The sequence below is a fragment of the Litchfieldia alkalitelluris genome, from assembly GCF_002153425.1.
GTDB classification, from domain to species: domain Bacteria; phylum Bacillota; class Bacilli; order Bacillales; family Salisediminibacteriaceae; genus Evansella; species Evansella alkalicola.
This window is the reverse complement of record NZ_KZ119600.1, coordinates 1,728,935-1,749,592: the sequence shown is the minus strand read 5'-3', so window position 1 is coordinate 1,749,592 and position 20,658 is coordinate 1,728,935. Positions and strand designations below refer to the sequence as shown.

The 20,658-nt window shown below is 36.2% G+C and carries 24 protein-coding genes; 13 read left to right on the top strand and 11 right to left on the bottom strand.

What is annotated here, in order from left to right:
• Nucleotides 1-21: 21 nt before the first annotated feature.
• Nucleotides 22-645, bottom strand: coding sequence for a helix-hairpin-helix domain-containing protein (locus tag BW724_RS08170; protein ID WP_088074761.1), 624 nt, complete (start codon nucleotides 643-645; stop codon nucleotides 22-24).
• A 98-nt stretch (nucleotides 646-743) separates the two neighbouring features.
• Between BW724_RS08170 and comER the strand changes: the two genes are divergently transcribed.
• Nucleotides 744-1,568, top strand: coding sequence for a late competence protein ComER (comER, locus tag BW724_RS08165; RefSeq protein WP_235848925.1), 825 nt, complete (start codon nucleotides 744-746; stop codon nucleotides 1,566-1,568).
• Between the two features lie 74 nt (nucleotides 1,569-1,642).
• Here comER and BW724_RS08160 read toward each other — a convergent pair whose 3' ends face one another.
• The 7 genes from BW724_RS08160 to yqeH form a co-directional block, all read right to left on the bottom strand.
• A complete protein-coding gene (locus tag BW724_RS08160) occupies nucleotides 1,643-2,374 on the bottom strand; it encodes a class I SAM-dependent DNA methyltransferase (protein ID WP_088074760.1) in 732 nt (243 codons plus the stop codon).
• Nucleotides 2,375-2,448: 74 nt separating this feature from the next.
• Nucleotides 2,449-2,805: a ribosome silencing factor gene (rsfS, locus tag BW724_RS08155; protein WP_088077769.1), complete on the bottom strand. Its 357-nt coding sequence runs from the start codon at nucleotides 2,803-2,805 to the stop codon at nucleotides 2,449-2,451.
• A 7-nt stretch (nucleotides 2,806-2,812) separates the two neighbouring features.
• The gene (gene yqeK, locus BW724_RS08150) at nucleotides 2,813-3,385 is read right to left on the bottom strand and encodes a bis(5'-nucleosyl)-tetraphosphatase (symmetrical) YqeK (RefSeq protein ID WP_088074759.1); all 573 of its coding nucleotides are present in this window, start codon (nucleotides 3,383-3,385) and stop codon (nucleotides 2,813-2,815) included.
• Complete coding sequence (locus tag BW724_RS08145; protein WP_088074758.1) at nucleotides 3,378-3,959, bottom strand: nicotinate-nucleotide adenylyltransferase; 582 nt, start codon at nucleotides 3,957-3,959, stop codon at nucleotides 3,378-3,380. Before BW724_RS08145 ends, yqeK begins: the two co-directional genes overlap by 8 nt.
• A gap of 2 nt (nucleotides 3,960-3,961) precedes the next feature.
• On the bottom strand, nucleotides 3,962-4,255 hold the full coding sequence (yhbY, locus tag BW724_RS08140) for a ribosome assembly RNA-binding protein YhbY (protein WP_088074757.1): 294 nt from the start codon (nucleotides 4,253-4,255) through the stop codon (nucleotides 3,962-3,964).
• 1 nt (nucleotide 4,256) lies between these two features.
• Nucleotides 4,257-5,090 carry a shikimate dehydrogenase gene (gene aroE / locus BW724_RS08135; protein ID WP_088074756.1) on the bottom strand — a complete coding sequence of 278 codons (834 nt, stop codon included), beginning with the start codon at nucleotides 5,088-5,090 and terminating at the stop codon, nucleotides 4,257-4,259.
• Nucleotides 5,091-5,167: 77 nt separating this feature from the next.
• Nucleotides 5,168-6,286, bottom strand: a complete 1,119-nt coding sequence (gene yqeH / locus BW724_RS08130) for a ribosome biogenesis GTPase YqeH (RefSeq protein ID WP_088074755.1) — start codon at nucleotides 6,284-6,286, stop codon at nucleotides 5,168-5,170.
• 587 nt (nucleotides 6,287-6,873) lie between these two features.
• Between yqeH and BW724_RS08125 the strand changes: the two genes are divergently transcribed.
• The gene (locus tag BW724_RS08125) at nucleotides 6,874-7,014 is read left to right on the top strand and encodes a sporulation histidine kinase inhibitor Sda (RefSeq protein ID WP_088077768.1); all 141 of its coding nucleotides are present in this window, start codon (nucleotides 6,874-6,876) and stop codon (nucleotides 7,012-7,014) included.
• A gap of 48 nt (nucleotides 7,015-7,062) precedes the next feature.
• Here the strand turns inward: BW724_RS08125 and BW724_RS08120 are convergent, their stop codons facing one another.
• Complete coding sequence (locus BW724_RS08120) at nucleotides 7,063-7,293, bottom strand: hypothetical protein (RefSeq protein WP_088074754.1); 231 nt, start codon at nucleotides 7,291-7,293, stop codon at nucleotides 7,063-7,065.
• Nucleotides 7,294-7,613: 320 nt separating this feature from the next.
• Here BW724_RS08120 and BW724_RS08115 point away from each other — a divergent pair, with 320 nt between their 5' ends.
• The 7 genes from BW724_RS08115 to mnhG are packed head-to-tail and all read left to right on the top strand — an operon-like array spanning nucleotide 7,614 to nucleotide 13,362.
• Nucleotides 7,614-10,019 carry a Na+/H+ antiporter subunit A gene (locus BW724_RS08115; protein ID WP_088074753.1) on the top strand — a complete coding sequence of 802 codons (2,406 nt, stop codon included), beginning with the start codon at nucleotides 7,614-7,616 and terminating at the stop codon, nucleotides 10,017-10,019.
• On the top strand, nucleotides 10,016-10,441 hold the full coding sequence (locus BW724_RS08110; protein WP_088074752.1) for a Na(+)/H(+) antiporter subunit B: 426 nt from the start codon (nucleotides 10,016-10,018) through the stop codon (nucleotides 10,439-10,441). Before BW724_RS08115 ends, BW724_RS08110 begins: the two co-directional genes overlap by 4 nt.
• Entirely contained in the window at nucleotides 10,441-10,779 is a 339-nt protein-coding gene (locus BW724_RS08105; protein ID WP_088074751.1) for a Na(+)/H(+) antiporter subunit C, read from the top strand. Before BW724_RS08110 ends, BW724_RS08105 begins: the two co-directional genes overlap by 1 nt.
• Nucleotides 10,772-12,259, top strand: coding sequence for a Na+/H+ antiporter subunit D (locus BW724_RS08100; protein ID WP_088074750.1), 1,488 nt, complete (start codon nucleotides 10,772-10,774; stop codon nucleotides 12,257-12,259). Before BW724_RS08105 ends, BW724_RS08100 begins: the two co-directional genes overlap by 8 nt.
• Nucleotides 12,260-12,264: 5 nt before the next feature.
• Nucleotides 12,265-12,741, top strand: coding sequence for a Na+/H+ antiporter subunit E (locus BW724_RS08095; RefSeq protein WP_088074749.1), 477 nt, complete (start codon nucleotides 12,265-12,267; stop codon nucleotides 12,739-12,741).
• Nucleotides 12,741-13,022 carry a Na(+)/H(+) antiporter subunit F1 gene (locus tag BW724_RS08090; protein WP_088074748.1) on the top strand — a complete coding sequence of 94 codons (282 nt, stop codon included), beginning with the start codon at nucleotides 12,741-12,743 and terminating at the stop codon, nucleotides 13,020-13,022. The genes BW724_RS08095 and BW724_RS08090 overlap by 1 nt, the downstream gene beginning before the upstream one ends.
• Entirely contained in the window at nucleotides 12,997-13,362 is a 366-nt protein-coding gene (gene mnhG, locus BW724_RS08085; protein ID WP_088074747.1) for a monovalent cation/H(+) antiporter subunit G, read from the top strand. The genes BW724_RS08090 and mnhG overlap by 26 nt, the downstream gene beginning before the upstream one ends.
• A 170-nt stretch (nucleotides 13,363-13,532) precedes the next feature.
• Here mnhG and BW724_RS08080 read toward each other — a convergent pair whose 3' ends face one another.
• Complete coding sequence (locus BW724_RS08080) at nucleotides 13,533-14,309, bottom strand: phosphatidylserine decarboxylase (protein ID WP_088074746.1); 777 nt, start codon at nucleotides 14,307-14,309, stop codon at nucleotides 13,533-13,535.
• A gap of 172 nt (nucleotides 14,310-14,481) precedes the next feature.
• On the opposite strand from BW724_RS08080, the gene pssA reads away from it, so the two are divergent.
• The 3 genes from pssA to BW724_RS08065 all read left to right on the top strand — a co-directional run bounded on the left by pssA (nucleotide 14,482) and on the right by BW724_RS08065 (nucleotide 18,549).
• Nucleotides 14,482-15,021 carry a CDP-diacylglycerol--serine O-phosphatidyltransferase gene (pssA, locus tag BW724_RS08075; protein ID WP_088074745.1) on the top strand — a complete coding sequence of 180 codons (540 nt, stop codon included), beginning with the start codon at nucleotides 14,482-14,484 and terminating at the stop codon, nucleotides 15,019-15,021.
• 110 nt (nucleotides 15,022-15,131) lie between these two features.
• On the top strand, nucleotides 15,132-17,699 hold the full coding sequence (locus BW724_RS08070; RefSeq protein ID WP_088074744.1) for a CBS domain-containing protein: 2,568 nt from the start codon (nucleotides 15,132-15,134) through the stop codon (nucleotides 17,697-17,699).
• Nucleotides 17,700-17,895: 196 nt separating this feature from the next.
• Nucleotides 17,896-18,549, top strand: coding sequence for a TetR/AcrR family transcriptional regulator (locus BW724_RS08065; RefSeq protein ID WP_088074743.1), 654 nt, complete (start codon nucleotides 17,896-17,898; stop codon nucleotides 18,547-18,549).
• 93 nt (nucleotides 18,550-18,642) lie between these two features.
• Here the strand turns inward: BW724_RS08065 and BW724_RS08060 are convergent, their stop codons facing one another.
• A complete protein-coding gene (locus BW724_RS08060) occupies nucleotides 18,643-19,701 on the bottom strand; it encodes an HD-GYP domain-containing protein (RefSeq protein WP_088074742.1) in 1,059 nt (352 codons plus the stop codon).
• A gap of 194 nt (nucleotides 19,702-19,895) precedes the next feature.
• On the opposite strand from BW724_RS08060, the gene deoD reads away from it, so the two are divergent.
• Nucleotides 19,896-20,600: a purine-nucleoside phosphorylase gene (deoD, locus tag BW724_RS08055; RefSeq protein ID WP_088074741.1), complete on the top strand. Its 705-nt coding sequence runs from the start codon at nucleotides 19,896-19,898 to the stop codon at nucleotides 20,598-20,600.
• Nucleotides 20,601-20,658: the final 58 nt, after the last annotated feature.

Genomic DNA, 20,658 nt, shown 5'->3' with positions numbered 1-20,658 from the left:
TACTGTGTTCAAACTTTCTATTTATGGAATGATAAGATATTCACGCATCCCTTCCATCGTTTTTTCTCCAATTCCAGGGACATTAACTAATTCCTCCACTTGTTTAAAGGGACCATGTTCATCAATGTATTTTAAGATAGCTTGGGCTTTTGCAGGACCAATTCCTGGTATTGTTGTTAGTTGTTCTTGAGTGGCTTGATTAACCTTAACCTTACCATCATTCTTTGATGATGATGATGTTGATGTAATCATATCAATCATTGGATGATCTTCACCTGCAGTAGGAACGAAGATAACCATTTCATCGTAGCATTTTTCCGCCAAGTTTAGTCCACGTTCTTCAGCTTCTAATGTAAAACCACCAGCTTTTAATATAACATCAAAAACCCGGTCTCCTGGTTCTACCTCATATATTCCTGGTTTTGACACTTCTCCTTTTACATCTACGACAATTAGCTCTGAAATTGATTCGTGCACATCATTGCTTTCAGGTTCTTCAGGAACAATCCATGGGAAGTTGTTTTCTTCTACTTCAGATTCATAAGTAAAGGATTGAAAAACATTCGATAAAATAACCCCAATAATGATTGATATCAAACACAATAAAATGAATATCCAGTTTTTTTGTAAAAAACTCCAGTCCATTTTAGTCACCCTTTCATAAATAGAACTTCTAAAAAATCATATTCCAAAAATAAATTCATACAATGATTATGAGATGCTTGAAAAAGGAGGGGATACGATTGAAGAGAGTCGGCTTCATCGGTACAGGAAGTATGGGAAAGATTATCATTGAATCGTTTATAGAATCCCATGCTGTTACCCCATCAAATGTTACAATCACTAACCGCAGCCTCCATAAAGCTAAGGAGGTAGCATCTAAATATGAAGGTGTATCGGTAGTTGAGGATGCAAAAGCTGTGATTGAACAGAGCGATTGGGTTTTTCTATGTGTCAAACCGTTACAAATGATCCCTTTACTAAAGGAAGTACATCATTTTCTAACAAAGAAGCATGTTCTAATTTCCATTACTAGTCCGATTTTGGTCGAAGAATTAGAGGAGATCGTTGATGCACAAGCAGTGAGATTTATTCCAAGTATTGTAAATCGAGCATTGGATGGACCATCACTCGTCACATTCGGTCAAACGGTCACTGATGATAGCAAAGATGAGCTTTTAGCGTTCTTTAATAAAATTTCACGACCTGAAATAATTGGTGATAATATTACGAGAGTTGCATCGGATTTAGGATGCTGTGGGCCTGCTTTTCTAAGCTTCTTGTTGGAAAAAATGATTCAGGGGGCTGTGGAAGAAACAAACATAACTAAAGATGAAGCAGTCAATATTACGGAAGCAATGATTATTGGATACGGCGAACTATTAAGGCAAAAACATTTCTCTCTAGAAACATTAAGGGAGCGTGTGACTGTACCTGGAGGAGTAACTGGAGTTGGGCTAGATGTTTTAAGAGAGGATATTGAAGCACAAAAGGTATTTAACAGATTATTTGAAAAAACACACGAGAAGTATGACGAGGATCGTAAACATATAAAGGATCAATTATGAACATAACAGGAAATAAGTTTTACAATAAAATAAATATTTTATACAAAAATAGAGGATGTCTCAAGAGATACCCTCTATTTTTTTACTGCTTTTAAAAAATATCGATCACTAATTTCATTTTCTTTCTCTCTTCCAAAATCACTAGTTACTTCTATGTCAATAAAACCTACATCAGACAACCATTCTTTATAATCTTCTGGTGAAAAAGTTCTTTGAAAGTGCTCTTCGTCCAACCGATCATATGTCCCATCTTGACGCCTAATAAAGAAGGTCAGGGCATGTTCCACACTTAAAGGTTTATCCCCTGGGTTACAAAACCAAAGGTATGATATATCAGTGCGATCTTCACCGTAAAGCTGGTCATTAAAAATGTTTGTCATTTTATATGGAGAATGAACATCAAATAAGAAGATACCTCCAGGCTTTAAAGCATTAAATACATTACGAAAGGTTTGTTTAACTGCCTCTGAATCTGGAAGATAGTTTAATCCATCACAAAAAATTGTGACACCGTCAAAATCATTAAATCCCTCTAATTTTCTCATATCCTGACAATAAAGGGAAATGTTTTTATTACTTAATCTGACTTTTTCCTCCGCAACAGTAAGCATCTCTTGAGATATATCTACACCACTCACTTCATAGCCAGCTTCACTAAGCAACAATGTAATGGAGGCCGTACCACAACCAATGTCCAGAATTTTACCCTTATGCTTTAAATGTGTAGATGCAAATGTTAACCAGTCTTCATACGGAACATCCTCCATTAAGACATCATAAATCGATGCGAAATGGTATTCATTCATACGTTACTCCTAACTCTACTAACCAAAGTAGCATTTACTAAATATTCCACTGGAAGAATTCTAAAACCTGCTGTTTATGAATTAAGCACTTGCTCCACAGTCATTGTCGGTGCATCTCCCCATAGTTTTTCTAAGTTATAATATAAGCGTTCATCTTTATGAAACACGTGAATAATTACATGATTAAGGTCAATTAGTACCCACCTTGATTCTTCAATACCTTCAAGACGCTTCAAATCAAATCCTGACTCCTGGGCGCGGTCCTTTACTTCTCTCGCAATAGCCTCTACTTGCTTTTCAGAATTACCATGACATATCACAAAGTAATCAGCAATTAAGGAAACACCCTCCATATTTAAGATTGTAATATCTGATGCTTTTTTGTCATCCGCTGCACGTACAGCTATATCTAATACTTCATTTTTATTAATCAAAATTTTATTTCCTCCTTTTTAAATCGTTACTATAATAATTGTATGCTTCAAATGTCTCAGGATAAACAGGTTGCCCTTTCTTAACCAAGAATCCTATGGTATTTTTTAGTGCCATGAAGCACGCTTGATCCAAATCCAGTTTAGCAATCTCACGAACTTCCTCTATACCCGGAAAGTTACGCCCTGGTTCAATATAGTCTGCCAAAAACACTACTTTTTCAATACCAGTCATATTAGCTCTACCAGTTGTGTGATATTTTACTGCTGATAATACATCCCTATCAGCTACTTTAAGCTCATGTTCTAGATAATATGCACCAACAAATGCATGAAGAATTTCATCCCCAAAGTCCAGAAGTCGTTCTTCTAGACCAGCATTTATAATGGTGTTTCTCATCTCTTCAACTGGACGGTATTTGGCATAATCATGAAGAATGGCAGCTAATCGAACTTTCTCAACATTCACGTTGAATCGATTGGCTAGTTTTTCTCCCTCTTCTACTACACGCTCAGTATGTTCAAATCTTCGCTTTTTTAAGCTTCTACGGACTGCATCAAAAGCCTCTATTTCATTCATACAAATGGTACTCCTTTATCATCTCATAAACATCATTAACTAATAAAAAACGATTTACATTATCAACTTCAATCATTTCTCGAATCAATGATGAAGAGACATCAATGGTAGGGCCCTCTATGATATATATTTTCGCATTTACTGGTGATTTAAGTTCAGACATTTCATAGCCTGGACGTTGTATCACAACAAAAGATACAAGAGATGAAAGTTGGTCAATTTTGTACCAACTCCCAAGTGTCTGTAAGCTATCTGCTCCTATGATAAAAAAGAAATGATGATTCGGAAATTTGCCCGTCACTTCTTTCATTGTATCTGCAGTATACGATAAACCTTCTCTGTTCAATTCTATATCACATAAAAGGTAATCTGGATGTTGATCCGTCATCGCTTCAACCATTCGAATTCTATCTTCCGTAGTCGTGCTACTATCTTTTTTCTTATGTGGCGGAATTCGATTAGGCATCCACCAAACTTCATCCAGTTTCATCTTGATTCTTGCTTCTTCTGCCATTAACAAGTGGCCTATATGTGGTGGGTCAAAGGTACCTCCTAATATACCAATTCGTTTCATGATTAAGATGGAAGCTCTATCGTTTTCTTTTCTTTTGATTCTTTATATAAAACAATTGTACTTCCAATTACCTGAACAATATGGGCTTTGGCACCTTTACTTACTGTCTCTGCCACCTCATCCTTATCTTCATCACAATTTTGTAATACACTAATTTTGATTAACTCCCTCGCTTCTAGTGCATCTGTTACTTGTTTAATGAGATTATCATTGACCCCACCTTTCCCTACTTGGAAAATAGGTTTCAGATGATGTGCTTCACTTTTTAAATAACGCTTTTGTTTTCCTGTTAACATACTATTTACCTCCCAGTTGTCTTAACACTGCATTACGCATTACTTCAATTGGTGCTTTCATACCTGTCCATTTTTCAAAGGCTAAAGCACCTTGATAAACAAACATCTCCACACCATTTAATATTGTTGCACCTCGTAATTCTGCTTCTAACAGCCATTTCGTTTTCAAAGGTGTATATATTAAATCACAAACTACTGCATTATCACTCAAGTTATCTAGGGATATAGGAGTCTTATCTTCATGTGGCTTCATTCCCATGGACGTACCATTAATTATAATGTCAAAATCATTTAGCTTATCTTTTGCTTCTTCTAGTGAAAGAGCAGAACTGACAGCAAATTTAGAACAATTTTCGGCTAACTCTTCCCCTTTTGAGTATGTTCTATTGGTAATTACAATCTCCTTTAGACCATGTTGAGCTAAAGCTAAGGATACTCCCTTTGATGCACCGCCAGCCCCTACCATTAACACTCTTTTATCAGACAAAACTACATCTGCTTCTAATAATGAACGTACAAATCCTTCACCATCTGTATTATATCCTTTTAAACGACCCGATTCGTTAACGATCGTATTTACAGCACCTATCTCTTTTGCCAATTCATCCACTTCATCTAAATAAGGAATGACTGAAACCTTGTGAGGTATCGTAACATTTATGCCCTTAATCCCTAAGCCCCGAATACCTGCAATCGCTTCTTCTACTCTGTCTGGATGAACATGAAAGGCATGATAAGCCATTTCTAAATTTAGTTCTTTAAAAGCTGTTTCGTGCATCAATGGTGATAATGAATGACTGATTGGATATCCAATGACCCCCATTACTTCTTTCATTTTTACTATTCCCCTATCCCTCGCATTTTTTCTTTTACTTTATAGATTACTCAACGCTGTTTCGCAATTTGGCTAACCTAAAATATAGATGGCCTGATACTTACATGAACACCTTTTGGTGCATGTGTTCTAATGGAAGCACCTCTACCATGAACCGTAATCCAACCTAATCCCGAGATTACTATGTCTTGTTTTTCTTCTTCCAACTTCCAATCTTGTTTTACAAGTGGTGGAAAGTCCTTTGCACTCTCTTTATTCGGTGGTGATAGTAACTCTCCTAGATGATTCTTATACAATTCGTCTGCCTTCTCAAGCTTCGTCCTATGGATAGGAACCTCATTGGAGAAGTAGCATACAAAGGATTGGTCCTCCCCTTGCACGAAGTCAACCCTAGCCATTCCCCCAAAATAAAGTGTCTGTCCAGCTTCTAGTTGAAACACTTTTGGTTTAACTTCTTTTTTAGGAGTAATGGTTTTTAACTCCTCCTTTTCAAGTAGATGTGCCATTTGATGGTGGTTAATAATACCAGGAGTATCAAATAAGGAGGAACCATCGTCCAGTGGTACATCAATCATGTCTAATGTTGTTCCAGGGATGTTCGATGTAGTAATCATAAATTCATCATCTGCACCAAACTCTTTTAACAACTTATTAATAAAAGTAGACTTTCCAACATTCGTACACCCAACAACATACACATTGCGTCCTTCACGGTATTTTTCAATGAGGTTAGCTGTTTCCATCACAGCCTCGCCAGATTCTGCACTCATCAAATGTACATCGGTTGGTTTCAGACCATACTCACTACTCGCCCGTTTCATCCACTGTATTACTTTTGAGCGTTTCACCGACTTCGGTAATAAATCTACTTTATTTCCAACTAAAAGTATAGGATTTTTTCCGACGAATCGGTGGAGACCAGGTAGCCAGCTACCATCAAAGTCAAATATATCTACTATCTTAACAATTAAGGCATCCTTTGTTCCTAATTCATTTAAAATTTTTAAGAAATCATCATCAGTTAATGATATATCTTGAACTTCATTATAATGCTTTAATCTAAAGCAACGTTGACAAATTACAACGTCCCTTTCTAGGGCTGATTTTGGTGTATAACCAATTCTTTCTTTATCTTCTGTTTGAATTTTAATTCCGCACCCTGAGCACATCATTTCTTGGTGTTCTGTTTCTTCCATTGTTCCAACTCCTCTAATCTTGATCTTTCAATATTTAATTGCATATGGCTACCGTGAAAATAGGTAACAAGACAAACTATTATATAGTAAATACATATCAGGCGACATAGTATACATATTATTTTGTAAGTTAGTCTATCTAATCCTTATGTTTTGGAAAAACTTTCTCTTCCTTATATCATACCTAAAATATTAGTTCAATGACAAATAGGACTACTAAAAAGAAAGTAGAAACAGGATTATATGAATTTTTTTTGAATTTAATGATAAAAACTTTTCGACAACATCCACCATATACAAACATATGTGGATAACATTATACACATATCCACCCATGTTTTATTATACTTCCCCTAGTTTATGTACACGATATCCACAACTTATCCACTGTTAATGTGGACAAAAAGAGTGTTTGTTAAGGATTAAGTTACGTGGTATTATCACATCACAGACATAAACAGAGCCGTTATTTTACCTTACAAAATAGAAGAATTATTCAAAAATAAAGAGACAGAAAAAGGATTAACCTTTCTATTATATGTAAAATACATTGAGGAGGTGGAGCTGCCATGGGGCGGCAGGGAGCAATGCGATATTTGTCGGATGAACTTTTACTAGAAACGTATTTTAAAGCGAAAGAATTAAAATTAAGTGATGATTTTATTAAACTCGTTCAGCAGGAACTCGACCGTAGATCGATTTGGGACAAGTACACAAAAAGCTCATAGTCACCTAGCTTATTAACTCTTTTGACCAAAAAAAAAGAGTAGCTCACACTACTCCAATTCTTCGAACTCAGTTTCATTTATAGCATTTCGCTTTTGTATATACTCTCTAGGCTGAAACTTTCTTTCTCTTCGATCGCCTAAAAAGAGACCTTGTATATCCCTTTCTTCCATTTGCTTACCAACTATTTGGTTAGTAACATCTAAATGAAAGGGTATCGCAATTGCCAGCATAACAAGAAAAATAAAACTAGAAATTATATATACAACTCGATTTTTCAAACCGTATCACCTCTTTTATAAGGATGGTACGGTTTTCCTTATTTTATACAAAAAACATTTTACACCTTTATATTTTCACAATAATTCCAATTTAAACCATAAATTTCACTAGTTATATTGTGAACAATAAATTTTTTTATTCGTAAAAAATTGAGTTTCTACATATTTAATAAATAACTAAAATATGGTGAAACCTATGATAACAAAGGATGCAACAAAAACTAATTTATATTATAATTTTACTTGCGCAAAAAACGGGGAATATATGTCATAACCATGTTACACTGCAATAATATATTTTGAATAAGGAGGTAAATCATTTGACCACGCTTCATTATTTAGTATTAGCACCGTTCATTATGGCTCTGTTAGTGCCTTTTATTTATAAAGGGTTTCGCCATATCCATACAGGGTGGTTTGTCTTAGCACTCCCCCTCATTTTGTTTATATACTTACTAAGTTACCTCCCAATCGGGGGGAACACGCTCAACCCTGAAGTAATGGTTGTACCATGGGTACCAACTCTCGGTATCAACTTTGCCATATACTTAGATGGGCTAAGTCTCCTGTTTGCTCTTTTAATTACGGGAATAGGAACATTAGTAGTTCTCTACTCAATTTTCTATATCGCTAACAAAAAAGACGAACCACTAAACAATTTCTACGTATACTTAATGATGTTTATGGGGGCCATGCTAGGGGTTGTCTTATCCGACAACTTAATGGTTATTTACGTATTCTGGGAGTTAACAAGTTTGGCATCAGCATTATTAATCGCTTATTGGTTCCATAAAGAAAAATCTCGTTATGGGGCACAAAAATCAATGCTAATTACCGTAACTGGTGGATTTGCTATGCTAGCTGGTTTCTGTCTGCTTTATATTATTACTGGCTCATTTAGCATTCAAGAAATTATCGCTTATTTCGGTCAGATAGATTTAACATCTGAGGTTCTTGTAATTCCTGCCATGTTACTTATTTTACTTGGCGCATTTACAAAATCAGCACAATTTCCTTTCCACATCTGGTTGCCAGATGCTATGGAAGCACCAACACCTGTTAGTGCTTATCTCCATTCGGCAACGATGGTTAAAGCAGGTATTTACTTAGTTGCAAGATTTACACCTGTTTTTGGCGGACTGCCTGAATGGTTCTGGATTATTACTAGCTTTGGACTATTGACTCTCATTTGGGGATCAATATCTGCTGTTAGACAAACAGATTTAAAAGGTATTCTAGCTTTTTCAACTATCAGTCAGCTAGGTCTAATTATGGCCTTATTTGGATTAGGGTCCGCTTCCTTTATTGACAATATAGCGGAGGTAGCAATTATTGCAGCTATCTTCCACCTAATTAACCACGCCACTTTTAAAGGTAGCTTATTTATGGTTGTTGGTATCGTGGACCATGAAACAGGAACAAGGGATATTAGGAAGCTTGGTGGCTTAATGTCTATTATGCCTATCACCTTTACTATCTCCATTATTGGGATAGCATCTATGGCTGGATTACCGCCATTTAATGGGTTCCTAAGTAAGGAAATGTTCTTTACAGGTGTTCTTGATGTTGCGTCACTAAATATCTTTAATATTCAAACATGGGGCTTTTTATTCCCTATTGTGGCATGGATAGCTAGTGTATTTACATTTGTTTACTGTATGATTATGTTCTTTAGGACTTTTACTGGGAAATATCAGCCAGAGAAGCTTGAAAAAGAAGCGCACGAAGCACCAATTGGTCTTTTAATCTCACCAATTGTCCTTGCTTCCCTTGTAGTGATATTCGGGTTATTCCCAAACCTGTTGTCCTATTCCATGATTGAACCAGCCTTGCATGCAGTGTTACCGTACACTGTTGGCCTAGACAATTATATTAATATTTATCACTGGCATGGGCTCAATACAGAACTGTTTATGACTATAGGAGTTGTTCTATTTGGTTCACTAGTATTTATTAACCTAAAACGTTGGCAAGAATCCACTTTCTTTCTACACGAAAGGGACCCCCTTAACCGTCTCTATGATGGCGGTTTAGACGGGTTAGTAGCTGGCTCACAACGCGTTACCAATGTACAACTTACAGGTTTATTACGTGATTACTTTGTCTATATGATGGTATTTATGCTCATCCTTCTAGGGTGGACGTTCTTCCGTTATGATGCAATGCAGTTTAACTTTACTAATGTATCAGAGATTTCACCCTATTTATGGATCATCACTCTTGTGCTTATGGCTACAACGATCAGTATTCCTTTTATTCAGCACCGAGTAACTTCGATTATTGCTGTTGGGGTCATTGGATTCCTAATTGCATTACTGTTCGTCGTATTCAGGGCTCCAGACTTGGCACTAACGCAGTTATTAGTAGAAACTGTAATGGTTGTTTTATTCCTATTATGTTTCTATCACCTCCCTGAGCTTAGGAAGGAAAAGTTTAAACCGAAGTTCCGATTTACAAACTTAGTTATTTCCATTGGAATGGGAGCGATTGTTACATTATTAGGTTTCAGTGCACACGCTGCACGCCATAGCTTAAATTTCAGCCCTATATCCCAATACTTCGTTGAAAACTCAAAGCCACTAGCTGGTGGGTATAACATGGTTAACGTAATCCTTGTTGATTTCCGTGGACTGGATACCTTACTCGAAGTTTTAGTATTAGGGGTTGCAGCACTTGGAATCGTTGCGTTAATTAAATTGAAAATGAAGGAGGGGCAAGACGTATGAGAACGAACTTTTTAATGCTTCATACCATTACACGAATTGTCTCGTTTATCATCCTGTCCTTCTCTATTTATTTGTTTTTCGCTGGACATAACAACCCAGGTGGAGGATTTATTGGCGGACTAATGACAGCCACTGCCCTCCTACTCTTATATATCAGTTTTGATATAAAGAAGATTAAGAAGGCAATCCCGTTTGATTACTCTACGATCATTGCGATCGGACTACTGATTGCGATCGTGACGGGATTAAACAGTTTACTTTTCGGGGATCCCTTTTTAACACAGTATTTTGAATATTATACCGTTCCCGTTCTCGGGGAAATTGAATTAACAACTGCGCTGCCATTTGACCTTGGCATATATTTAGTCGTAGTGGCTGTAGCTTTGCTATCAATCTTGACGATTGCGGAGGATGATTCGTAATGGAGATATTAATGATTCTTACAGTGGGGGTTCTCGTCTCCGTAAGCACCTATTTATTACTAACAAAGAGCTTATTACGAGTAGTCCTTGGCTTACTACTCCTATCACATGCAGCACATTTACTGTTCTTAACGTTGGCTGGGTTAAAAGAAGGTGCACCTCCCCTTTTAGGGGAAGAAGCGGCGTCTTATGCAGACCCTCTTCCACAAGCACTAATTCTAACGGCCATCGTTATCGGATTTGGAGTAACCGCTTTTCTTTTAGTACTTTCTTATCGTACTTATAAAGAACATAAAACAGATGATCTTGATCAATTAAGGGGTAGTGCCGATGAATAATTTAGTTTTACTACCTGTCTTGATACCATTTTTAATGGGTGTTATCTTAATTTTCTTTAAGAAGAACATACCCGTTCAGCGATACATAAGTGGGATCACGTCAAGTGCCCTACTTTTGCTCGCTGCATATATTCTCTATGTTATTTATCAAGATGGGATTATAACATTAGAACTTGGAAATTGGCCGGCACCATTTGGAATTGTCTTAGTTGGAGATCTTTTCTCCTCTATAATGGTTTTATTAGCTAGTATTGTTGCCATGGCCTGCTTATTCTTTGCCTTTCAGACGCTACATCATGATAGGGAAAAATTCTATTTTTACCCTTTCTATTTTTTCTTATTAACAGGGGTAAATGGATCGTTTTTAACAGGAGATATATTTAACTTATTTGTTTTCTTTGAAGTAATGCTTCTCTCTTCCTTCGTACTACTTGCAATGGGAGGAAAAAAGTATCAGTTAAGAGAATCCTTTAAATACGTTGTGATAAGTACATTTGGATCAATGTTTTTCATTATTGCAGTTGCATTATTATACTCTGTGACAGGGACCCTGAACTTTGCTCATTTGGCTCAACGAATATCAGAAGTCGATCCAGCAAATAATGGGATTTTAACCGTTATTGCAATACTTTTTTTTCTAGTATTCGGTCTAAAAGGTGCCTTAGTACCGTTACACTTTTGGCTACCAAACTCTTACTTTGCACCGCCGACAGCTGTTGCCGCATTGTTAGGGGGCCTGTTAACAAAAGTTGGGGTATATTCTATCATTCGAACAAACACTTTAATCTTTACACATAACCAAGATTTCACCTTGAACATTATATTAATTCTAGCAGGATTAACTATGTTTTTCGGGGTTGTCGGAGCAGTATCGAAGTTCGACTTCAAACGTATTCTAGCAATTCATATCGTGAGTCAGGTCGGTTATATGATTATGGGGCTTGGTATTGGAACAGCTATGGCAATCGCTGGTTCCATCTATATCATTGCTCACAATATGATTATAAAAACAGCTTTATTCTTATTTAGTGGAGCAACTGAAACAGTAACAGGAACTACTAATTTAAAGAAAATGAGTGGTATACTGAAAACTCACCCTTACCTTGGTTGGCTGTTTTTTATTGCTGCAATATCACTTGCAGGAATTCCTCCACTAAGTGGTTTCTTCAGTAAGTTTGCCCTTGTGTTAGGTGGTTTAGAAGAACAACGCTACTTTATTGTTTTCGTCAGTTTAGTAGTAGGGTTATTAACCTTATTCTCCATGGTAAAAATCTTTATGTATGTTTTCTGGGGATCGCCAACTATCACGGAAGAACAAAAGAAGACGAAAGTTGGAAAACTGTTATTACCAGCTATTCCACTTGTAATCATCAGCTTTTTAATGGGAGTTATGGCTGAGCCTGTTTACCTATTATTTGAAGCTGCAGCAAATCAAATGCTGGATCCATCAATCTATATTAATTCTGTACTTAAGGAGTAGGTACTATGCCATTTCAAATCCTGCTTAATATAACGATTGCGATTATCTGGATGTTATTGCGAAATGATTTCTCTGGTGTGGAATTCCTTTTAGGGTATATAGTGGGTATTGTTCTACTATTTGTCCTAAGGCGCTTCCTCAGGTTTGACTTTTATCTCATTCGAGTATTTGCGATTGTAAAACTAATCTTGTTGTTTATTAAAGAATTGATTCTTTCAAATATTGACGTCATTAAAATCGTTTTAAGTCCAAAAATGGACATCAAGCCAGGCATCATTGCTGTTCCTACAACATTAAAAACAGATTGGGAAGTAACGTTGCTTGCAAGTCTTATTTCATTGACTCCAGGTACATTGTCTATGGACTTCTCTGAGGATGGTCGAACCATTTTCGTTCATTCCATCCACGTTCCTGATAAAAATGAAGCTATTAAACAAATCCATACAACATTCGAAAGAGCAATTTCGGAGGTGACTAAATAATGCTTCAAATTGTCACCACCATCGTTTTAATATTAATGTCCCTATCAATAGCAACTTGTTTCTACCGTGTTGTTAAAGGACCAACAATGTCTGATCGAGTCGTCGCTTTAGATACGATTGGAATTAACCTCATTGGGTTTATCGGTGTCATTATGATCATTCAAAATACACTTGCCTATAGTGATGTCATCCTAGTAATAGCCATTCTTGCTTTCATAGGATCCATTGCTTTAGCGAAGTTTATCGAGGGAGGGATTGTCCTTGACCGAGATAATAATTAGTATCTTCTTGCTCATTGGGGCTGGCCTTAGTGTTTTAGGCTCCATTGGGATAATAAGATTCCCTGACGTTTATGGACGTCTTCACGCAGCCACTAAGAGTGCTACATTGGGTGTTATCAGTATCATGATCGGAGCGTTTCTCTATTTCTTATTCATAGAAGGCATTTTAGTAGGTAAGCTATTGTTAGCGATACTTTTCGTGTTCATGACAGCTCCTGTAGCTGGGTTTATGATTTCACGCTCTGCATACCGTGTTGGGGTAAAACTATGGGATAAGAGTATTCAAGATGACTTGAGCGCACATGTTAAGCCTGAAAAACAAGTAAAACAAAAATCATAGTAATATGTTTAGTAACAAACCTGGTTGAAGTTAAAATTTCACCCAGGTTTTATTTTGCCTTTACTATTTCTACCTTGATAATCCAGATTATGTGTTATATACAAAAAATAATCTGTCCATATCACAAAAATGCGATAGTATAGGACAGCTTTTTCCATCATATTATTTTATTAGAGCCACTTTGCGATTTCTTGCCCCTGCATCACAGGTAAATCTACTGTTGACGTATCAACGGAAGGTTCAATCATTCCTTTTTCAAATAAGAGAATGACACTAGATCCAAATGAGAAATAAGCAAGTTCCTCCCCTACTTCCACTTCTTTTTTATGATGAGTAGGATGAACACTGTTCACATTTAATGCACCTATTTTAACCATAGCCATTCGACGGTCCTTATGCTCTAACTCTGTAATTAATCGATAATTATTAGCCAGTGGTTCTTTACCTAACAGCAGCCCCATTTGATTGACTGGCTCTGAGTATTTTCCCAACGCCCATCTTTTCACCAACCTTCCAGTTAAAGGGCTATGAATTCGATGATAATCCTTAGGACTTAAGTAAAACAACATAAATGTTCCCCCAAGATATCTCTGAGTGCTACTTTCTAAACCAAGCATTGTCCCTAACTTGTAATCCTTTTCTTTTATATGAAAAGTAGCATCTTCAGTGATAGTTCCAACTTGAGACAACTTACCGTCTACAGGGCTCACTACACAATCACTAGCAATAGGGCGTGATCCAGGCTTTAGTTTTCTAACAAAGAAATCATTTAAGGTAGCATATTCATGGATCTCCCTTTCCATTTCACCATGGTTAATTTGGTAGACTTTAGAAAAGGAGTGATTCAGTCTTCCACTTACTTTTGATTTCGTAAATGTTTTAATCATTTTCGTATAAATTGGGTTTTGAGTAAGTTCGACCATTGTTTTATATAATTGCTTTTTCATAAAGTACGATACACCTTTCCAATAGCTATTTTAAAAAATTGTTGGTTATAAGTATTATAAACTACCCTTCTAATTTAGTTCAAAAATAGTAGGGAAATTAGTTCCTATGATATAATTATCATTTAAGAAGGTATTCGTCAATGCTTTCAATTGAAAAGAGAGGAGTGATGTTGTGTTACGTCAACACCTCGTTGATAATACTGTTAAAAGGTTTCGAAGCCAGACTGCTAATTTGTTAACAATAATTAACCTAGGGTTAGGTGGATTTGCAATTATTTATGCCTTACAAGGGCAGTTCAATCATAGTGTATTATTTATTTGCGTTGCTGCTATCTTTGACAGATTTGATGGCATGGTTGCCCGCAAATTAAATATTACATCTGAATTTGGAAAACAACTGGACTCATTATGTGATCTTATTTCATTTGGAGTAGCTCCTGTCCTTTTATTGTATCAATCAACATTAAGTGACTTCGGCTTTGCTGGTGCCATGTTTACAATTATTTTTATAGCTTGTGGGGCTGTGAGACTTGCTCGTTTTAATGTTACTGAACAAGAAGGATTCTTTGTTGGCTTACCAATAACTGCAGCTGGCTGTATATTGACAGTAAGTCATTTAGTTTCAGGTTGGATGCCTGAACAAACACTTATGTTTCTTATTATTATATTATCATTACTTATGATTAGTAATTTCCAAATGAAAAAAATGTAGTATAAAGGGCTGTCTATAGAGGTATTATGCCTTTATAGGAGTCCATTTTTATAATATAAGCTTACCTGAAATTACAACCTTACGTTGGTGTTAACTGGAGGGTACATTTTATGCACATTATTCTTTCCCATACGAATCTTGATTATGATGGATTAGCTTCCATGATAGCCGCAAAGAAGCTATATCCACAGGCTGAGATCGTATTCCCTTCTAAAATTAGTCCAGAAGTGGAACACTTTTTGGCCATATATAAAGATACTTTTCCATATAAACGACCAAAGGAGATTACTTGGGAACATGTTTCAAGAATCATATTAGTAGATACAAATGTTTTCTCTCGAATTGGAGAAATGAAAAAGCATATTCAAAAGGACATTAAGTTTATTGTCTACGATCACCACCCAATCACACCTCAGACTGTCCCTTATATTGATGGCATTATATCACCAATTGGTGCCACTGCCACACTAATGATAGAGCAATTGAAAGAGAAAGAAATAAAAATTTCTCCTTTCGAAGCTACCGTTTTTGCTCTAGGAATATACTCAGACACAGGCTCATTTACATATAAACAGACAACCTCACGAGATTTATCCGCAGCTGCTTGGTGCATTGAAAATGGGGCAAATTTAACTGTCGTTGGACAATATAGAGACATACCATTAAAGAGCGATGCACAGAATTTATTCCAGCAACTGCAGGAAAACAATGAAATTCACACAATAGATGGAGTGGACATCGTAATTGCGACTTACGAACAAGAAGGCTATACAGGCCACTTATCCGTTATATCAAGAAAACTTCTAGAATTATCTGGAGCTGATGCTGTTTTTTCTATTGTTAGGATGGGAGAAAAAGTATTCATCACCGCACGGGCATCATCAGAAAGAGCTAATGTCCTTAGCATCATTCAGCAACTAGGTGGTGGTGGCCATTCTAAAGCTGCTTCAGCAATGAGGAAAAATAACATGAAGGAAATCGTGGAATTTGTTACAGATAAACTGCCAGAAATGGTCACTCCATCTATTACAGCAGCATTTATTATGTCTAGTCCTGTTCGAGTTGTGGCTCCAGACACGACAATTGAGATCGCCTCGAAAATGTTATATCGCTATGGGCACACAGGATTCCCAGTAATTGAAAATGACAAATTAGTAGGGATCATTTCTAGAAGAGATGTGGACAAGGCCCTACACCACGGACTAGGACATGCACCAGTAAAAGGGTATATGAGTCGTCACCCTATTTATATCGGTCCTGATGAAAGCCTAGATGACATTCAAGAAAGAATGATCAAAGAACAAATTGGTCGTTTACCTGTCATAGAAAATGATAAATTGATTGGGATTGTCTCAAGAACCGATGTGATTTCCGCGATGCATGGCACTTATCATAGGCAAGGCAATTTTACAAGAGCGTCCGTACCGTTAAAAAGACAGTTATCGGATCAAATGAAGAAGCAGCTTTCTGGCATAGCTTTTGAACTCCTCTACTCTATCGGTAAAGAGGCTGATACTCTCGGAATGAGAGCATATTTAATAGGAGGAATGGTACGTGACCTGCTGATGAACCGGAAGAACGAAGATATGGATATTGTAATTGAGGGTGATGGCATTTTACTTGCGGAGCATTTACTTGAAAAACACGGAGGTCAAATAAGAAGTCATGAAGAATTTCGCACTGCGACATGGAAACACCCATCAGGATTTAAAATTGATCTAACAAGCGCTCGAACGGAATACTATGATTTTCCTGCTGCCCTTCCTAAAGTCGAATTATCAACAATCAAGGAAGATTTATATAGACGTGACTTTACCATTAATGCAATGGGGATTTGCCTTCATCAAGAAGAATTTGGTGATCTAATAGACTATTTTTATGGATATGAGGATTTAACTCATCAAAGGATCAAAGTTTTATATAATTTAAGCTTTGTGGAAGACCCAACTCGAATTTTGCGTGGACTCCGTTTTGAAAACAGATTTAACTTTCAAATGGACGAACAAACAGAAGCGCTCGCAAAGGAATCTGCAAATAATCTACTTTCTGTCTCCAAGCAAAGGATTTCAAGTGAGTTATGGAGACTGTTATTCGAAGAGAACCCTGTCCTTGGCATGAACCGTTTGGAATCCCTTGGACTCATGCCCTTTTTATTAAAAAAACGCGTAGACTCTGAAACTGCACAAAAAAGATATACAAGATTACATCACTCTATCTTATCATTAACGAAACAAGGGATATATCCAGATCGTTCTATTTGGATCTCTTATTTGTTATCCTATATCCCTATCGAGGAACCTGATTGGTCTGAGGTAGAGAGTTATTGCTTGTCAAAGCAAGAAATTAAGCTATTAGGGGATATACATCAAATAATCCATGAGAAGCCCTTATCCAAAATTTCTCCTTCTCAATCGTTAGGTGATATCCATGAACAATATTCAGATATAGAGTTAGGAGCATTACTCACATATTCTTCTTTTTGCGTCTCCTCTGATTTTGATGTGATTGAGTATTTACATGCTAGAGAAAGGCTTGTTAGGAAAGTAAATGGGGGGGACCTAAAAAAAGTTGGTCTGAAACCTGGACCTCATTTTCGCCACTTATTACTTGAAGCAGAAAAAATTCAGCTAAACTATCCTGAGTACACAAAGGAAGATATCCTTGCAAAAATTTTATAATTTATCTCTAATCCTTTTCTTTTTATAAACTTCTGGTCACTATTCGATCAGGAGTTTTCTTTTTTGTGCGATATAGTTTAAATTTTTTGACAATTGGACCATTTTCAACTAAGATGACTGTGAAAACGATTTGAGCAAGCTTTTGATAGAATAACTCTTCTCGACTATTAATGCCAAAAAAGGGAGGCTACACTTCATGGCTATCATAGAAAAACAGGAATATGACATAACAACAGTTATCCAAAGTGATAATGATCTTAATGAGAAGCAAAAGAATATTTTATTGGCATGTATTGATGTCATGGCAATAAATGGGTACAATTCTAGCCGAACAAGTGAGATTGCGAAGCTTGCAGGGGTATCAGAGGGGACTCTCTTTCGTTATTATCCAACTAAAAAGGAATTGCTCTTAGCTTTATTACCACAATTAATCGTGTCGTTCTTTAAACCCATTATTGAAGATATGTTCGCCAAAGCAAAAGACAGCCATAAGGAATCATTAAAAAACGAAATAAAAAGACATTACCTTCATAGATTAGACTTAATTGACAAAAATGAGAAAATACTTAAAATTATTGTGCTGGAATCCATTTATCATCAAGAATTACAGAAGTCAATTCAAAAGCTAATGGACGAGACTATCTTTCCGTCCCTTGATTTATTAATCCAAAAGCAACAGGAAAGTAACAATTTACGCAAGGTGGAAACTCGTACCATTAGTAGAACATTAGTTAGTCAACTTTTTGGCTATTACTTTCTCTCAAAATACTTCCCTTATATATATCCAAGGGATGATGAACATGAAATTGATAAATTAATAGATATCATTTTACATGGAATAAAGAAATAAAGGCTAGGATTATAGGTTTTTGTTTCATCATTCGTTTTTCCGATTAATCACCTTTATTTTTCATAGCCTTTAATTTCCTTTTTCCTAAACAATCTAAGGCATGACATCTAAGATGGAAAGAGATCTCTCTATTCTTAAATCTAGATATTCCCCATCTATTATGATTAAGGGACGACTTAATTCTTCATAGTGTAACTTAATGATTGTCCCCCTCCGCCCATCACTTAAAGTAATTTCATTTCCAACATATCCTTCTACGATATGATGGACAAACGGGAATACGATGTTTCCATTTAACTTCCCTCGATACACATCGTTGACAAGTTCTTCTATTGCATGAAAAGGAGGATACTTTTCTCTGTATACTCGATCAGATGTTATTGCGTCATACGCATCAGCAACAGAAATAATTTGAGCTACCATTGGTATGGCATCACCTTCTAGTCCAAATGGATAACCTGAACCATCTAACCTCTCATGATGATAAAGTGCTGCTACTTGAATAACAGTGTCAGCACCATCCATTTGTTCAATAATCTCCTTCCCGTATATCGTGTGCTTCTTTACTTCTTCAAATTCTTCATCTGTTAACGGACCTTCTTTTTGTATGATTTTATTTGATATTTTCATTTTACCAATATCATGGAAGAAACCAATTTTCCCTAGCTCGATGGTCGTTTCTATTGGATAGTTTAATATTCTACCAATTGTTGCTGATAGTAACCCTACGTTGATGGAATGCCTATACGTATATTCATCAAAACCTTTAATATGATAAAGCTCCAAAAAGATAGATGAACCCTTTATCACTTTTTCCAATAGGGGGGAGTATTCTTTCATAAAATGTTGAAGACTTGGTACCTCGTTAGAGATTGATTGTTGAAATAGTTGTTTTATACTCGTAATATTTGCAGAGTACAGTTGCGAAAGCTCTTCCTTTTTCCTGAAAATATTACTAATTTGTAAGTCTAATGGTGGAGTTTGGTCAAGTATGGGAACAAACTTAACTTGATGGTTTTTGATGATTTGTAAGTGCCATGTTGTTAAGGTCATCCCTTTTCGAAGCAAGAAATGTCCTGAATCAGATACTACATCATCACCTAATACTTTCCCTACAAGATTTTCTTCTGGTTCCATTAAAATATACGACATTACACCTTCACCAACTTCCTCTGAAAATGAATACCACAAACACTATTTACGTTCGATAATAATTATTATGTTAATTTATCTATTTCGACAAATTTATGGAAACTCCTACTTCCTTTTGTGTTTTTTGCGATTAAATGTTTATTATGATAAGTTTGTTTTGTACTAGTTTAATTTCACGAAAGGATGTTGATAAAATGAGTGTACATATAGGTGCAAAAACTGGTGATATTGCTGAATCCATTCTTCTCCCTGGAGATCCACTACGAGCAAAATATATTGCTGAGAATTTTTTAGAGGATGTTACTTGCTACAATGAAGTGAGGGGAATGCTAGGCTATACAGGAACATTTGAAGGAAAGAGAATTTCAGTTCAAGGAACAGGAATGGGTGTACCTTCCATATCTATCTATGTTCATGAACTAATTAACAGCTATGGGGTTAAAAACTTAATTCGAGTTGGGACTTGCGGTGCATTGAAAAAAGAAGTAAATGTACGAGATGTCATTATTGCCATGAGTGCTTCCACTGATTCAGGTGTCAATAGACGTTATTTTAAACAGCTCGATTTTGCACCTACTGCTAATTTTGACCTCCTGAAAAAAGCATACGATGGAGCTCTAGAACAAGGTATGAATATCAATGTTGGGTCCGTTTATACAAGCGATGTCTTTTATAATGACGATAAGGACATTGTAAAGCTTTTAGCTGATCATCAAGTCCTTGCCGTTGAAATGGAAACTTCAGCCCTATATACTATTGCTTCTCGATTTGGAGTAAATGCCCTTTCTGTTTTAACTGTGAGCGATCACTTAATAACAGGAGAAGAGACGTCCTCTCAAGAACGTCAAGAAACTTTTAATGATATGGTTAAAGTAGCACTACGAGCAGCAGTTTCATAAAAAAGCTGGGACAAAAGTGTTTTAACATATGAGAAACCGAACAATTCGCTTCGGTTTC

Bases quoted from the DNA above. Each gene is read 5' to 3' on its own strand.
- BW724_RS08160 (WP_088074760.1), bottom strand. From the start codon at position 2,374: ATGAATGAATACCATTTCGCATCGATTTATGATGTCTTAATGGAGGAT.
- BW724_RS08090 (WP_088074748.1), top strand. From the start codon at position 12,741: ATGCTTCAAATTGTCACCACCATCGTTTTAATATTAATGTCCCTATCA.
- BW724_RS08095 (WP_088074749.1), top strand. From the start codon at position 12,265: ATGCCATTTCAAATCCTGCTTAATATAACGATTGCGATTATCTGGATG.
- BW724_RS08105 (WP_088074751.1), top strand. From the start codon at position 10,441: ATGGAGATATTAATGATTCTTACAGTGGGGGTTCTCGTCTCCGTAAGC.
- aroE (WP_088074756.1), bottom strand. From the start codon at position 5,090: ATGAAAGAAGTAATGGGGGTCATTGGATATCCAATCAGTCATTCATTA.
- BW724_RS08125 (WP_088077768.1), top strand. From the start codon at position 6,874: ATGCGATATTTGTCGGATGAACTTTTACTAGAAACGTATTTTAAAGCG.
- BW724_RS08100 (WP_088074750.1), top strand. From the start codon at position 10,772: ATGAATAATTTAGTTTTACTACCTGTCTTGATACCATTTTTAATGGGT.
- yhbY (WP_088074757.1), bottom strand. From the start codon at position 4,255: ATGTTAACAGGAAAACAAAAGCGTTATTTAAAAAGTGAAGCACATCAT.
- BW724_RS08060 (WP_088074742.1), bottom strand. From the start codon at position 19,701: ATGTCGTATATTTTAATGGAACCAGAAGAAAATCTTGTAGGGAAAGTA.
- yqeH (WP_088074755.1), bottom strand. From the start codon at position 6,286: ATGGAAGAAACAGAACACCAAGAAATGATGTGCTCAGGGTGCGGAATT.
- BW724_RS08065 (WP_088074743.1), top strand. From the start codon at position 17,896: ATGGCTATCATAGAAAAACAGGAATATGACATAACAACAGTTATCCAA.
- yqeK (WP_088074759.1), bottom strand. From the start codon at position 3,385: ATGAATGAAATAGAGGCTTTTGATGCAGTCCGTAGAAGCTTAAAAAAG.
- BW724_RS08110 (WP_088074752.1), top strand. From the start codon at position 10,016: ATGAGAACGAACTTTTTAATGCTTCATACCATTACACGAATTGTCTCG.
- deoD (WP_088074741.1), top strand. From the start codon at position 19,896: ATGAGTGTACATATAGGTGCAAAAACTGGTGATATTGCTGAATCCATT.
- BW724_RS08070 (WP_088074744.1), top strand. From the start codon at position 15,132: ATGCACATTATTCTTTCCCATACGAATCTTGATTATGATGGATTAGCT.
- BW724_RS08080 (WP_088074746.1), bottom strand. From the start codon at position 14,309: ATGAAAAAGCAATTATATAAAACAATGGTCGAACTTACTCAAAACCCA.
- BW724_RS08170 (WP_088074761.1), bottom strand. From the start codon at position 645: ATGGACTGGAGTTTTTTACAAAAAAACTGGATATTCATTTTATTGTGT.
- BW724_RS08145 (WP_088074758.1), bottom strand. From the start codon at position 3,959: ATGAAACGAATTGGTATATTAGGAGGTACCTTTGACCCACCACATATA.